Source organism: Paraburkholderia tropica (assembly GCF_914484835.1).
Taxonomy (GTDB): Bacteria; Pseudomonadota; Gammaproteobacteria; order Burkholderiales; family Burkholderiaceae; genus Paraburkholderia; species Paraburkholderia tropica_A.
Map to the genome: position 1 here is coordinate 1 of NZ_CAJZAR010000033.1, position 13,004 is coordinate 13,004.

At 68.4% G+C, this 13,004-nt stretch carries 11 protein-coding genes; 6 read left to right on the forward strand and 5 right to left on the reverse strand.

All coding sequences use genetic code 11. The features are described from left to right. Positions 1–297: 297 nt before the first annotated feature. The 3 genes from LDO54_RS06420 to LDO54_RS06430 all read left to right on the forward strand — a co-directional run bounded on the left by LDO54_RS06420 (position 298) and on the right by LDO54_RS06430 (position 2,294). Entirely contained in the window at positions 298–441 is a 144-nt protein-coding gene (locus LDO54_RS06420) for a hypothetical protein (protein ID WP_224008207.1), read from the forward strand. 104 nt (positions 442–545) lie between these two features. After that, complete coding sequence (locus tag LDO54_RS06425; protein WP_224008210.1) at positions 546–1,601, forward strand: GlxA family transcriptional regulator; 1,056 nt, start codon at positions 546–548, stop codon at positions 1,599–1,601. A gap of 189 nt (positions 1,602–1,790) precedes the next feature. Beyond that, positions 1,791–2,294, forward strand: a complete 504-nt coding sequence (locus tag LDO54_RS06430; RefSeq protein ID WP_224008213.1) for an acyl-CoA thioesterase — start codon at positions 1,791–1,793, stop codon at positions 2,292–2,294. 105 nt (positions 2,295–2,399) lie between these two features. On the opposite strand, the gene fumC is transcribed toward LDO54_RS06430, so the two are convergent. Further along, complete coding sequence (fumC, locus tag LDO54_RS06435) at positions 2,400–3,809, reverse strand: class II fumarate hydratase (RefSeq protein WP_224008216.1); 1,410 nt, start codon at positions 3,807–3,809, stop codon at positions 2,400–2,402. A gap of 246 nt (positions 3,810–4,055) precedes the next feature. Next, positions 4,056–5,759, reverse strand: a complete 1,704-nt coding sequence (locus tag LDO54_RS06440) for a phospholipase D family protein (protein WP_224008451.1) — start codon at positions 5,757–5,759, stop codon at positions 4,056–4,058. Positions 5,760–6,053: 294 nt separating this feature from the next. Here LDO54_RS06440 and LDO54_RS06445 point away from each other — a divergent pair, with 294 nt between their 5' ends. Next, complete coding sequence (locus LDO54_RS06445) at positions 6,054–6,467, forward strand: DUF2917 domain-containing protein (RefSeq protein WP_224008219.1); 414 nt, start codon at positions 6,054–6,056, stop codon at positions 6,465–6,467. Between the two features lie 59 nt (positions 6,468–6,526). Here the strand turns inward: LDO54_RS06445 and panS are convergent, their stop codons facing one another. The 3 genes from panS to LDO54_RS06460 form a co-directional block, all read right to left on the reverse strand. After that, positions 6,527–7,504 (reverse strand): ketopantoate/pantoate/pantothenate transporter PanS, encoded by a 978-nt coding sequence (gene panS, locus LDO54_RS06450; protein WP_224008221.1) that lies wholly within the window; start codon positions 7,502–7,504, stop codon positions 6,527–6,529. 377 nt (positions 7,505–7,881) lie between these two features. Further along, positions 7,882–9,303, reverse strand: a complete 1,422-nt coding sequence (locus tag LDO54_RS06455; protein ID WP_224008223.1) for an MATE family efflux transporter — start codon at positions 9,301–9,303, stop codon at positions 7,882–7,884. Between the two features lie 189 nt (positions 9,304–9,492). Then, positions 9,493–9,714 (reverse strand): RNA-binding S4 domain-containing protein, encoded by a 222-nt coding sequence (locus LDO54_RS06460; RefSeq protein ID WP_224008225.1) that lies wholly within the window; start codon positions 9,712–9,714, stop codon positions 9,493–9,495. 372 nt (positions 9,715–10,086) lie between these two features. Between LDO54_RS06460 and LDO54_RS06465 the strand changes: the two genes are divergently transcribed. Further along, complete coding sequence (locus LDO54_RS06465; protein WP_224008227.1) at positions 10,087–10,548, forward strand: hypothetical protein; 462 nt, start codon at positions 10,087–10,089, stop codon at positions 10,546–10,548. A gap of 182 nt (positions 10,549–10,730) precedes the next feature. Then, the gene (locus LDO54_RS06470; RefSeq protein WP_224008228.1) at positions 10,731–12,959 is read left to right on the forward strand and encodes an ATP-dependent helicase; all 2,229 of its coding nucleotides are present in this window, start codon (positions 10,731–10,733) and stop codon (positions 12,957–12,959) included. Positions 12,960–13,004: the final 45 nt, after the last annotated feature.

The window sequence follows — 13,004 nt, forward strand, 5'->3', positions numbered from 1 at the left end:
CGGGATCGGCGAGCAGGGCGGCGACGCGGGCGAGGCCGGGGAAATGCTGGGTGTCGTCGCTGGCGGGCAGGATCATGGCGGTTCCTTTCGTGTGCGTCGGGTGCGTCGATGACTTCGATGACTTTGGAAACGGACGGTGGCCGCCCGCAGCGCGCTGCGGCGGCCCATATCGTCACTGTAGCGAACCTCGCCATTCGACGTTTCAGCGCGACGTGAAGTGTCGATGCGCCCGCGAAACTGAGGCGCTGGCGGCCCGCGCGCTAAAATCGGTGCATCACTTGAAGCAAACAGGCAGTCATGAAACGGATTCTGGTCCTCAGCGCCCTCGCAACGCTCACGCTGCTCTGCGCGGCCTGCGCAGGCGGCACGCCGGCGAGCAGCAGCGCGAGCGGCATCACCATGTACGGCACGATCGATCAGGGCATTTCGGTTCGCAACTGATCGCCATCCGAATGCTGTGGCAGTAATTGATGCCAGATTGACCTGACTGCCACATGCGCCCGTGCGATGATGGGACGTTCCCGGTTACGTCGCAGGTTGGCGCCATGTCTGACTCTTCTCCCGTGCGGCACGTGGTTTTCGCGGTCGCGCCCGAACTCGTGCTGCTCGATGCCTGCGGTCCCGTTGAGGCGTTCTGGCGCGCCGAGCTGGCGGTGCGCGCGGCCTTGTGCGACACGGCCGCATCCGCGCATTCATCCACACATTCGCCCACGCATTCCCCCACTGCGCCGCGCGCCTACCGCGTCACGGTTGCCTCGCTGGCGGGCGGCGTGCTGCCGACTTTCGCGGGCTTGCCCGTCGTCACCGAACGGCTCGATTCGCTCGACGCCGCCGCCATCGACACGCTGATCGTCCCCGGCATTCCCATCGACGACACGACCGTGCCCGATCCCGCCCTGGTCGCGTGGATCGCAGCGGCGGCGCCGCGCGCGCGCCGTGTCGCGTCGGTCTGCACGGGCGCGTTCTATCTGGCTGCGGCGGGCCTGCTCGACGGCCGCCGCGCCACCACGCACTGGCGCAACGCCGCGCAGCTCGCGCGCCGTTATCCGCAAATCGACGTCGATCCCGAGCCGATCTGGCTGCGCGACGAGCGCGACGGCCGCGCGGTCTGGACCTCGGCGGGCGTGACGGCGGGCATCGACCTGTCGCTCGCGCTGATCGAGGAGGACCACGGCCACGCGGTCGCGATGCAGGCGGCGCGCCGCCTCGTCGTGTTCATGAAGCGGCCGGGCGGGCAGGCGCAGTTCAGCGAGGCGCTGGAGGCGCAGAGCGCGGCGGGCGGCGCGTTCGAGACGCTGCACGGCTGGATGGCGGCGAATCTGCACGTCGAGCTGAGCGTCGAGCGGCTCGCCGAGGAGGCGCGCATGAGTCCGCGCACTTTCGCGCGCCGTTACGTGGAAGCGGTGGGGCGCACGCCCGCGCGCACCGTGGCCGCGATGCGCGTCGAAGCCGCCGCGCACGCGCTCGCGCAGTCGCGCCGGCCGGTCAAGCGCATCGCCGCCGATTGCGGCTTCGGCAGCGAGCAGAACCTGCGCCGCGCGTTCGAGCGGCGCTACGGCGTGCTGCCGGTCGACTACCGCGCGCGGTTTTCGGCGGCGTGACGCGCTAGAGGTACGGGCGAGACGCGCAAAAAAAAATGCCCCGGGTTTTCAACGGATCCGCAAAACACCCGTACCAAAAGCACGGCTGCGATTGCCTTGATGCGCTCGTATAATCGTTCGCTCCTATAAACGAATCGCCGCGACGATTCCACGCCGCGCAAGCGGAACCCCCACACGAGCGGAGCCGATATGAGTACGCCTTCCCAGCCGCTGGACCGTTCGGAAACGACGTTCCGTTTTCTTGCCGAGCCGACCTCCGTGAATTTCGGCGGCAAAGTCCACGGCGGTGCGTTGATGAAGTGGATCGACGAAACCGCTTACGCCTGCGCGGCCGTCTGGTCGGGCCGCTATTGCGTGACGGTGAGCGTGGGCAACATCCGCTTTCGCCGCCCGATCCTCGTCGGCAACATGGTCGAGCTGCGCGCGCGCGTGGTGGCCACGGGCCGCACCTCGATGCACATCCACATCACCGTGCACGCGGGCGATCCGAAAAGCGGCCAGCTGCGCCTGACGACCGACTGCCTGATCGTGTTCGTGGCCGTCGACGAAAACGGCAATCCGATTCCCGTGCCGACCTTCGTGCCGGAAACCGACGAGCAGAAGCGCCTCGCGAAATACGCGCTCGACGTGAAGGAAGCGCTCGATGCGATCGTCGAACTGAAGCCCGAGGAAGTGGCGAAGGGCGTGGTCTGACGCACAGGATGCGTGAAAAAAAACGGGCGGCGAGGCCAGAAACCTCGCCGCCCGTTTTGCATTTCAGCCCTTCATGAAGGGCTTATTCTGCACTCAAGCCGGCACTCAGCCCTTCAGGTTGCCGACCATCTCGCCGGGCTTCACCCACTCGTCGAACTGCTGCTCGGTCACGTGGCCGAGCGCGAGCGCGGCGGCCTTGAGCGTGGTGCCGTCCTTGTGCGCCTTCTTGGCGATCTGCGCGGCCTTGTCATAGCCGATGTGCGGATTGAGCGCCGTCACCAGCATCAGCGACTCGTTGAGCAGCGTGTCGATGCGATCGCGGTTCGGCTCGATGCCCACCGCGCAGTGATCGTTGAAGCTCAGCGCGCCGTCGGCGAGCAGGCGGATCGATTGCAGCACGTTGTGCGCGATCATCGGGCGGAACACGTTCAGTTCGAAGTTGCCGCTCGCGCCGCCGATGTTCACGGCCACGTCGTTGCCGAACACCTGGCAGCAGAGCATCGTGAGCGCTTCGGACTGCGTAGGGTTGACCTTGCCCGGCATGATCGAGCTGCCCGGTTCGTTCTCGGGGATCGACAGTTCGCCGAGGCCGCAGCGCGGGCCGCTCGCGAGCCAGCGCACGTCGTTGGCGATCTTCATGAGGCTCGCGGCCACGGTCTTGAGCGCGCCGTGCGCGAACACGAGCGCGTCGGCGGCCGCCATCACCTCGAACTTGTTCGGCGCCGTGACGAAGGGCACGCCCGTCAGCTTCGCGATGGCTTCGGCCACCTTGTGCGCGAACTGCGGATGCGCGTTCAGGCCGGTGCCGACCGCCGTGCCGCCCTGCGCGAGTTCGTAGAGATGCGGCAGCGTGGTTTCCACGTGCTTGATGCCGTGATCGAGCTGCGCGACGTAACCCGAAAACTCCTGGCCGAGCGTGAGCGGCGTGGCGTCCTGCAGATGCGTGCGGCCGATCTTGACGATGTCGCCGAATTGCTGCGACTTGGTCGCGAGCGTGTCGCGCAGCGTCTTCAGCGCGGGCAGCAGATGCTTGACGATGCCGACGGCGGCCGCGACGTGCATGGCCGTCGGGAACACGTCGTTGGACGACTGGCCGCGATTGACGTCGTCGTTCGGATGCACCTTGCGCGCCTCGCCGCGCTCGCCGCCGAGCAGCTCGCTCGCGCGGTTCGCGATCACCTCGTTGAGGTTCATGTTGGTCTGCGTGCCCGAGCCGGTCTGCCAGACGGCGAGCGGGAATTCGCCCGCATGCTTGCCTTCGATGATCTCGTCGGCGGCCTGCACGATCGCGCGCGCCTTGGCTTCGTCGAGCACGCCGAGGCCGTGGTTCACTTCGGCGGCCGCGCGCTTGATCGTCGCGAGCGCGGTGATCAGTTCCGGCGACTGCTTCTCGGTCGAGATGCGGAAGTTCTGCAGCGAGCGCTGCGTCTGCGCGCCCCACAGCTGCGCGGCGGGCACGGCGATTTCGCCGAACGTGTCGCGCTCCATGCGGACGTTGTCTTGAGATGCGGTCATGGGTGACTCCGGTGAATGACGCGGCGCTGCATCGAAGGCGCGCGCCGCTTTCGTGACGGGTTCGATCCGCGTGATGGCTGGGCGACGGCGTCGCAGCGCGTGGCTGCGCGGCGCGAGGCCGGTGCGGGCGGGCCGCGCCCGGGGCATGCGGAACAACGCATGCAGGGCGGGACGGCGCTCGCGGCTGGCTGTGATGGCGGACGTCGAGGCCTGGCCGACTCGCCCGCGCTGAAGATCAGAGCTGATTCAGAGCTGGTTGTCGACCGGCAACAGCAAGAATAGCCCGGTTAGCAGATTTCGGTAGAAACCCGCACCAGGATCGAGGTTGTAGGTGCGGATCGCGCCGTCTTCCTCGTCGGTCCAGACGAGCGGCGAGGAGATCGCGCTGCCGTGCATCGACGCGAGCTGCGCGGGCGTGGCGAGCGTGACGCGGTAGCTCGCTTTGGGCGAACTCGCGAGCGCGAAATAGCCGGTCACTTCGTGCGCGATCGGCTGGCTTTCGATCGAGAGTGCGAGTTCGGTGTTGAGGTTCGCCGAGCGCGGATCGAGATTGAGCGAGCCGATCACGAGCGTGCTGTCGTCGATCACGTAGGCCTTCGCGTGCAGGCTCGCGCGCGAGCGCGACCCGACGATGCCGAAGCGCCGCTGCTCCGAGCGCTCGGCCTGGATCGGCTTGAACTCGTAAAGCTCGGCGTTGGCCTTGAGCATCGGCACGCGGTACGGGCTGTAGCCGGCCTGCACGGCAATGGCGTCGGTGGCCGCGAGCGAGTTGGTGAGGATCGCCACGCGCACGCCGCGCGCGGTCAGGTCGCGGATCGCCTGCACGCCCGCGTCGTGCGGGACGAAGTACGGCGAGAACACCAGCACGCTGCGGTTCGCCTGCTGGATTCGGTCGAGCAGCGAGCGCATCGCGTCGCCCATCTGGCCGTGTTCGTCGCCATCGCGCGCGCCTGCGATCTTGTCGGGCGAATCGGCCACGAAATTCCACTTCGCCCACACGAGCCCGAGTTCGCCGCGCGTGATCTGCTGCGCGAGCGGCGTGGCGTTGAGCGGCTTCGCGTTGTACGGCTCGGCGGTTTCGCGCCAGTGCTGACGCAGGTCGTCGCGCGCGCTGTCGAGGTCGTGCGCGTCGAACTTCTGATGATTGATCACGGAAAGCGGATACGAGACCGCGCTGTTCCAGTACGCGTCGAAGCTCTCGGAGACCGCGTGCGCGACCGGCCCGGCGCCCAGCACATCGAGATCGGTGAACTGCAGCGTGGGGCTCGCGCTGAAGTATTCGTCGCCGAGATTACGACCGCCCACGATCACCAGTTCGTTGTCGACGATGGTCGCCTTGTTGTGCATGCGGCGCGTGAACTGGTCGACGTTCGTGAAGAAGTTGCGCGTGCGCCTGAACATCGACTCGCTGGTGCTGCCGTACGGATTGAACACGCGGATCTGGATGTTCGGATGGCTGTTGAGCGCGGCCATCAGACGGTCGATGTCGTGGAAGTTCAGGTCGTCGACGAGCATGCGCACGCGCACGCCGCGATCGGCCGCATAGAGCGCGGAGCCGAGCAGCAGCTTGCCGGTGGTGTCCTCGTTGGCGATGTAGTACTGCATGTCGAGCGTCTTCGTCGCCGAACGCGCGAGCGCCACGCGCATCTGCAGCGAGTCGGTGCCGGTGGCGAGCAGGCGGAAGCCCGACTGGTCCGGGTGCGCGGCCTCGGGCGCGGCCAGCGCGGCGCCGAGCGGCGTGGCGTGGGCGTCGGCGGCGGACATCGCGGCAGAGGACTTGCGCGGATAGTCGCTGGCGGGCGGACGCGTCGCGCAGCCCGCGGCGAGCGCGAGGCACAGGCATGCGGCGAGCGTGGCGAACGGGCGCGCGTGGCCGGAGGCGAGGGCGCGGCGGCGCGCGGCGGCGCTTGCCGACGTTGCTGCTGAGTCCGCCGATGAATCCGGTGGCATTGCCCAGGCGCATGAAGCGTCCGAAGCGTCGTCGGCGTGGGCGGCGGCGGAGTGCAGGGCGGGCGCGTGCAAGCGGGATCTCCTCGGGGTCGGCCGCCGGTGCGGGACGCGGACTGGCTGGTTCGCAGACATGTGTCTTTTCGTCACGATTCTATCGGGAAGCGGCGGACTGCGGCGCGCGTCGGATGTCGTCCGGCGCGAGGCGCGCGCCTCGTTTCACGTCGGCTGGAAACGTCGTCGGGCGGCGGCGCGCCATACTGCCTGCATCATCAACGGCGGGAGAAGGAGCGCGCGATGGATCGGGCAATCAACGGAGTGGAGGCGCGGCGCGAAAGCACCGAAACGCTCGACGTGCCGCGCGGCGTATGCCGGCGCGTGCGCTGCGCGCAAGGCGGCGTGGTGGGCGTGCTCGAAGGGCGCGTGCTGCTGACCGTGGAAGGCGACGCGCAGGACTACTGGCTGGCGCCCGGCGAGGCGCTGCCGTTCGCGCCGGGCGAGCGCGTGTGGATCGGCGGATGGGACGAAGCCGTGCGTTGCGAAGTGCGCAGCGAGCGGCTCGGGCCGGGGTGGGGCGGCGGGGTCGCGCGGCTGGCGCGATGGACAGCGCGATGGACGGCGATGGCGGCGCGTTGGTGCGTGATGTTGCGTTGGGTGCGTCGTTGCGCGAAGTCGCCGCGCCGTCCGGGATGGGGCGCGCAGCGCGGCTAGCGTGATGAATGCGCTGGCGCGCGCGCCCGGTTGTGTATCGCTTTAGGTTGTGCGTCGCGTTATCCGCGTCGCGCCGTGCCGGCCGCTGCATTGGCGCTGCGCGCCTCGTCGGCGTCGCGCTCGCTGCCGCGCGCGGGCTTGCCGGCCCAGTAGCCCGCGAGCAGCGAGCCCGACAGGTTGTGCCACACCGAGAACAGCGCGCCCGGCAGGGCGGCGAGCGGCGAGAAGTAGAGCTTGCCGAGCGTCGCCGCGAGGCCGGAGTTCTGCATGCCGACTTCGATCGCGAGCGTGCGGCACACGGATTCCTCGAAGCCGAGCAGACGTCCGCCCCAGTAGCCGCCGAGCAGGCCGATGCCGTTGTGCAGCACCACGCCCAGCGCCACGACCGGGCCGACCGTCGCGATGCTCGCGTGCGTGCCGCCCACCACGGCGGCGATGATCGCGAGGATCGAGACCATCGAGACGAGCGGCAGCACCGGTTCGACGCGGCGCACGAGGCCGCCCGCGAGCCGGTTCACGATCAGCCCGACGACGATCGGCAGGCCGACGATCTGCAGGATGCTCATCAGCATGCCGTGCACGTCGACGACGATCGAGGCATCGACGTAGAGGCGCGTGAGCAGCGGCGTCGCGAACACGCCGACGAGCGTCGAGAGCGCACTGATCGTCACTGAGAGCGCGACGTCGCCGCGCGCGAGATAGATCATCACGTTCGAGGCCGTGCCGCTCGCCACGCTGCCGACGAGCACCATGCCCGCGGTCAGGTCGGCGGGCATGTGCAGCGCCTTGGCGATCACCCACGCGGCGAGCGGCATCACGAGGTAGTGCAGCAGGATGCCGGCCGCCACGGGCGCGGGACGCGTGAAGACGCGCTGGAAATCGGCGAACGAGAGCGTCACGCCCATCGCCAGCATGATGATCATCAGCAGCGTGGTGACGTGCGGCGCGATGGGCGCGACGACGCCCGGATTGAAATACGCGGCGAGCGAGACGAGCACGGCCCAGAGCGGGAACAGTCGGGTAATCGGGGCGAGCATGGAAGCGTGGTCCGTGAGAGGGTTCGTTTTCTTGATGGCGGCGCGGCGTGTGCGCGTTGTGTGCGGTGTGTCCGAAAGGGGCGGTTTGCTCGCGTTGCCGGGGTGGCCGGCGCGCGTCGCGCTTGCGCAGTCCGTCGATCTGGCGTGTTGATCAATTTGCGTCGATCGAGCGCGGATTGTGCGTCGATCCCGCGCGATCTTGCGCCGATGTCGGTGCTCCCGACGATCGCGTCGCGCGATGTTTTCCCGCCCTCGTGGGACGGACGGCTGCGGGCGCCAGCCGCGTATTCTAACCGCTCGCGCCAGGTGGCCCGGACGGCGCGCGGGTTTGCGGCCCGCGTGTCGTTCGCGCGAGCCGCCGTGGCTGTTGAGGCCGCTTACGCCGTCTGCGAGTGCGTCGCCTCGTTTTCCGCGCGCAGGCTTATACGGTGAAAGCGCCACGTCATCAGCACGGCCACGCTCGCGAGACCGGCCGCGAGCCCCCACCAGAGGCCGAGCGCGCCGTAACCGAAGTGGAACGCCAGCGCATAGCCCACCGGAAAGCCGATGCCCCAGTAACCGAGCGTCGCGGCCAGCATCGGAATGCGCGTGTCCTTGAGTCCGCGCAGGCAGCCGGAGCCGACCGTCTGCATGCCGTCGACGATCTGGAAGATCGCGGCCACGCCGAGCAGCGAAGTGGCGAGCGCGACGGTCTGCGCGTTGGCCGGATCGTCGAGATGCAGATAGAGCCCGACGATCCAGTGCGGCGCGAGCACCATCACGAGCGCCGACATCGACATGAAGCCCACGCCGAGCGCCAGCGCGACGAAGCCCGCATGACGCGCCGCGCGCGGCACGCCCGCGCCGATCCAGTAACCGACGCGCACGTTGCCCGCCTGGCCGATCGAGAGCGGCACCATGAACATCACCGAGGCGACGTTCAGCGCGATCTGGTGCGCGGCGAGCGGCGTCGCGCCGAGCAGGCCCATCAGCAGGCCGGTAGCGAGAAAGAGCGTCGCCTCGACGGCGTAGGTGATCGCCACGGGCCAGCCGATGGCGAACAGTTCGCCCATCATCGGCGCGCTCGGGCGGCGCGCCACCACGAAATGCTGATGCGACGGGCGCAGATGCAGCAGCGCCATCAGCACGAAGGTGGTGAGCCAGATCGTGACCGCGGTGGCCGCCGCCGAGCCGAGAAAGCCGAGGCGCGGCAGGCCCCAGGCGCCGTGGATCAGCCCGTAGTTCAGGAAGCCGTTGAAGAACACGCTGGCGATCGAGATCCAGAGCAGCCGCCGCGCCGCGCCGATCGCGGGCAGGAACGAGCGCATCAGCCCCACGCCAATCAGGCTCGCGGGCGCGCCCCAGCGCAGCACCGCCGCATATTCGCCGACCTGGCGCGCGAGCACGGGCGGCTCGCCGAGCGCGTGCAGCAGCGGCTCCGCGAACGACAGCAGCGCGAACGCGGGCAGCGCGAGCACGAGCGAGAGCGCGAAACCGGTCCAGTAGATGTGCGGCACGCGATGCAGATCATCGGCGCCGCGCGCCTGCGCGACGCTCACGCTGACCGAGGTCAGCACGCCTTGCAGCACCGTCACGACCACGAAGAACAGATTCGCGCCGAGGCCGCCCGCCGCGAGCGCGCCCGCGCCGAGCGAGCCGAGCAGGACGGTGTCGGTGACGCTCATCGCCATCTGCGACAACTGGGCGATGGCGAGCGGCGCGGCGAGACGTGCGGTGTCGGCGGCGTGGCGCTTGAGCGAGGGCGGCGCGATGGCGCGGCTGGCGCGGTCGTTGCGCGCGGTGGAGGTCGTTCGGGTCATGAAAGGCAAGCGGCGCGAATCATCGCGCCGCGTCGGAAAGTGCCTGGGGATCGCGTCCGTGAGGGCAGGCAGGGGCGGCTCAAGCGGTTGCGAGCCTACCCGTCGAGGTTACCTGTCTTTCAGACAAAAAGCACCCGCGTGGTGCATCAAAGGCAGGGGCGGCATGGATGGCAGCCGCCGCGTCGGGCGCTACTGCGCTTCGTGGATCGCGATGCGCGTGTCGCCGAGCAGTACCGACTGGCCCGCGCGGATCTTGCAGGTCTTGCGCAGTTCGACTTCGCCGTCGACCTTGACCGCACCGGACGAGACGATCTGCTTGGCCGAGCCGCCGCTGTCGGCGAGACCGGTGATCTTCAGCAGGTTGTGGAGTTCGACGTAGTCGCCGGTCAGCGTGAAATCGAGATTGGGCATGGCGCGTGGAAATCGGTTAAAGGCAAATGCGTCGGGACAAAAGCGCGCGCCGTGGCGGCGCGGAGGGTGAGCATCATAAGCGATCGCGCGGCGCGGGGCCTGGGATGCGTCGAGGTTGGCCTGGTTACATGTCGGGGCCAGATGTTATGAATTCGTCAGCAAATGAAACGCTGCGTAACGTCGCGGGACGGCGCGCGGATCTTCAGACGAGAATCGGTTCACCGAAACGAGACCGCCCACGATGTCAGGTTTGTCTGACCGGGCGGCTCCATCGAGCGGGAAGACGGCAGCACGGCAACGCGTCAGCGGCGGGCACGCCCGTTGCAAAACCGTTGCACGTCATTCCCGGAACCACTGCAAAGAGGATACGCCATGACCCAGATTCGCAAGCTGCTGACCGCTACCGCCATTGCCGCCACCGCCGCTGCCTTCGCGCAGGGCGCCTTCGCCCAGACCGCCACGCCGGCGGGCGGGGAAGCGCCGACGATGGCCCCGGGCGCCGCACCGGCCATGGCGCCGAGCCAGGCCCCGGCGGCCGCGGGGATCGCACAACCGGCGCCCGCGCCCCAGAATCTGACCGCGCCGCAGCCGACCGACCCGCTGGTGCAGAAGCGCAACGCCAACGCGGCGGCCAGCGCCGAATACCGCAGCGCCAAGAAGTCGGCGAGCACCGAATACGGCGACGCGAAAAAGCAGGCCAAGACGCAGTACAAGTCGCAAGTCAAGGACGCGAAGATTAACCGCAAGGCCGACCGTCAGGCCAACGACTCGGAAATGAAGGACCAGATGAGTGGCCAGTCGGCGCAACAGCAGGGCGGCGCGCAGCAGCCGTGACGCGCTCCGCTTGAGCCGATTAAGTCGATTAAGTCGATTAAGCCGATTGAGTCGATGTAGACGGCGGCGGCGTCCCGGCAACGGGCGCCGCCGTTTTGCATCGTGTCGCGGAGTTGGTGCATAAATGTCGCCAGATCGCGGCAGAATCCCCGTGAAATCCGGCGCTTGCGGCGCGAAGGTGTATGGATATACAGTATGCGTCGCTGCCTCTTACGGATTCTCCGCGCCCGCCCGTGTCCACCGCCGTTTCCCTCGCTGCTTCCTCCGATCCTCGCGCCGATCAACCCAGCGACGTTGCCCACGCCGTCGCTCAGGATGTCGCGGCGTATCTCGCCAAGCTCAACGAAGCGCAGCGCGCGGCGGTCGAGCATGGCGGCCCGCAGGCCTTCGCGCCGGGCGCGACGCTGCCGGAGCCGCTGCTCGTGATCGCGGGTGCGGGCTCGGGCAAGACCAACACGCTCGCGCACCGCGTCGCGCATCTGGTTGTGAACGGCGCCGATCCGCACCGCATCCTGCTGCTAACGTTCTCGCGCCGCGCGGCGCAGGAAATGACGCGGCGGGTTTCGCGCATCGCCGCCGGCGTGCCGGGCGCGGCCGCCGTGCTTGCGCAGGGGCTCACGTGGGCGGGCACGTTTCACGGCATCGGCGCGCGGCTGCTGCGCGAGTACGCCGAGCAGATCGGCTTGTCGCCGGCGTTCACGATCAACGACCGTGAAGATTCCGCCGATCTGATGAACCTCGTGCGCCATGAACTGGGATTGTCGGCGAAAGAGAAGCGATTTCCGGCTAAATCTACCTGTTTGGCGATCTACTCGCGCGTCGTCAACACGGGCGGCTCGCTTGCCGACGTGCTCGCGCGCTCGTTTTCGTGGTGCCTCGAATGGGAGCCGCAACTGCGCGCGCTGTTCGCCGCCTACGTCGATGCCAAGCAAAAGCAGAACGTGCTCGATTACGACGATTTGCTGCTGTATTGGGCGCATATGGCGCAAGAACCCGCGATTGCGGCCGATCTCGCCGCGCGTTTCGATCACATCCTCGTCGACGAATATCAGGACACGAACCGGCTGCAGGCGTCGATCCTGCTCGCGCTCAAGCCCGACGGCCGCGGCCTGACCGTGGTCGGCGACGATGCGCAGGCAATTTACTCGTTTCGGGGCGCAACGGTACGCAACATCCTCGATTTCCCCGCGCAGTTCGATCCGCCCGCGCGTCAGGTCACGCTGGAACGCAACTACCGGTCAACGGAGCCGATCCTCGCGGCTTCCAACGCCGTGATGGACGCCGCCACCGAGCGCTACACCAAGAACTTGTGGACCGACCGCGCGTCGCAGCAGCGTCCGCGCCTCGTCACGGTCGCCGACGAAGCGACCCAGGCGCGTTACGTCGTCGAGCAGATTCTGGAGGCGCGCGAGGGCGGCATGAAGCTCAAGCAGCAGGCCGTGCTGTTTCGCGCCGCGCATCACAGCGCGACGCTCGAAATCGAGCTTGCGCGGCGCAACATCCCGTTCGTGAAGTTCGGCGGCCTGCGTTTTCTCGACGCCGCGCATGTGAAAGACGTGCTCGCGGTGCTGCGCTGGGCCGAGAATCCGCTCGACCGCGTGGCCGGGTTTCGCGTGACGCAGCTGATGCCGGGCGTCGGGCCGGCCACGGCCGCGCGCCTGCTCGATCAGGTCGCGGCCTGCACGGGCGCGTATCGCGCCGCCGAGGCGCTCGCCGCGTTCGCGCCGCCGCCGCGCGCGGCCGAAGACTGGGCCGCGTTCACGGCGCTCATCGACAGCATCGGTGCGCGCGCCACGCCCTGGCCCGCCGAGTTCGAGCGCGTACGGCGCTGGTACGAGCCGCATCTCGAACGCAATCACGAAGACGCGCAGGTGCGCATGGCCGATCTGCTGCAGATGGAGAGCATCGCGAGCACCTTCCCGTCGCGCGAGCGCTTCCTCACCGAACTGACGCTCGATCCGCCCGACGCGACCAGCGCCGAATCGGCCGATCCGCTGCTCGACGAGGACTATCTGATCCTCTCGACCATCCATTCGGCCAAGGGGCAGGAGTGGCGCAACGTGTTTGTGCTCAACGGCGTGGACGGCTGCATTCCGTCCGATCTGGGCGCGGGCAGCGACGAGGAACTGGAAGAGGAGCGCCGTCTGCTCTACGTGGCGATGACGCGTGCGAAGGAAGATCTGCACATCGTCGTGCCGCAGCGCTTTTATGTGCACAACCAGTCGGCGTTGGGCGACCGGCACGTGTGGGCGTCGCGCACGCGCTTCATCGCGCCGACGATGCTGCCGCTGTTCGAATCGTGCGCGTGGCCGGCGCCGCCCGTGGCGAGCGCGCCGAGCGCGGCGGGACTGGCCGCGGCGGCGCGCGCCAAGGTCGAGATCGGCGCGAAACTGCGGAAAATGTGGGACTAGGGCGCGGCGTTGCTGGCGTGTGGCACGACGCGGCGCCCCGGCTGG

Excerpts from the sequence above, each read along its gene's own strand:
- LDO54_RS06430 (WP_224008213.1), top strand. The coding sequence starts at position 1,791 with ATGAGTACGCCTTCCCAGCCGCTGGACCGTTCGGAAACGACGTTCCGT.
- panS (WP_224008221.1), bottom strand. The coding sequence starts at position 7,504 with ATGCTCGCCCCGATTACCCGACTGTTCCCGCTCTGGGCCGTGCTCGTC.
- LDO54_RS06440 (WP_224008451.1), bottom strand. The coding sequence starts at position 5,759 with ATGCCACCGGATTCATCGGCGGACTCAGCAGCAACGTCGGCAAGCGCC.
- LDO54_RS06465 (WP_224008227.1), top strand. The coding sequence starts at position 10,087 with ATGACCCAGATTCGCAAGCTGCTGACCGCTACCGCCATTGCCGCCACC.
- LDO54_RS06455 (WP_224008223.1), bottom strand. The coding sequence starts at position 9,303 with ATGACCCGAACGACCTCCACCGCGCGCAACGACCGCGCCAGCCGCGCC.
- LDO54_RS06425 (WP_224008210.1), top strand. The coding sequence starts at position 546 with ATGTCTGACTCTTCTCCCGTGCGGCACGTGGTTTTCGCGGTCGCGCCC.
- LDO54_RS06460 (WP_224008225.1), bottom strand. The coding sequence starts at position 9,714 with ATGCCCAATCTCGATTTCACGCTGACCGGCGACTACGTCGAACTCCAC.
- LDO54_RS06445 (WP_224008219.1), top strand. The coding sequence starts at position 6,054 with ATGGATCGGGCAATCAACGGAGTGGAGGCGCGGCGCGAAAGCACCGAA.
- fumC (WP_224008216.1), bottom strand. The coding sequence starts at position 3,809 with ATGACCGCATCTCAAGACAACGTCCGCATGGAGCGCGACACGTTCGGC.
- LDO54_RS06420 (WP_224008207.1), top strand. The coding sequence starts at position 298 with ATGAAACGGATTCTGGTCCTCAGCGCCCTCGCAACGCTCACGCTGCTC.
- LDO54_RS06470 (WP_224008228.1), top strand. The coding sequence starts at position 10,731 with ATGGATATACAGTATGCGTCGCTGCCTCTTACGGATTCTCCGCGCCCG.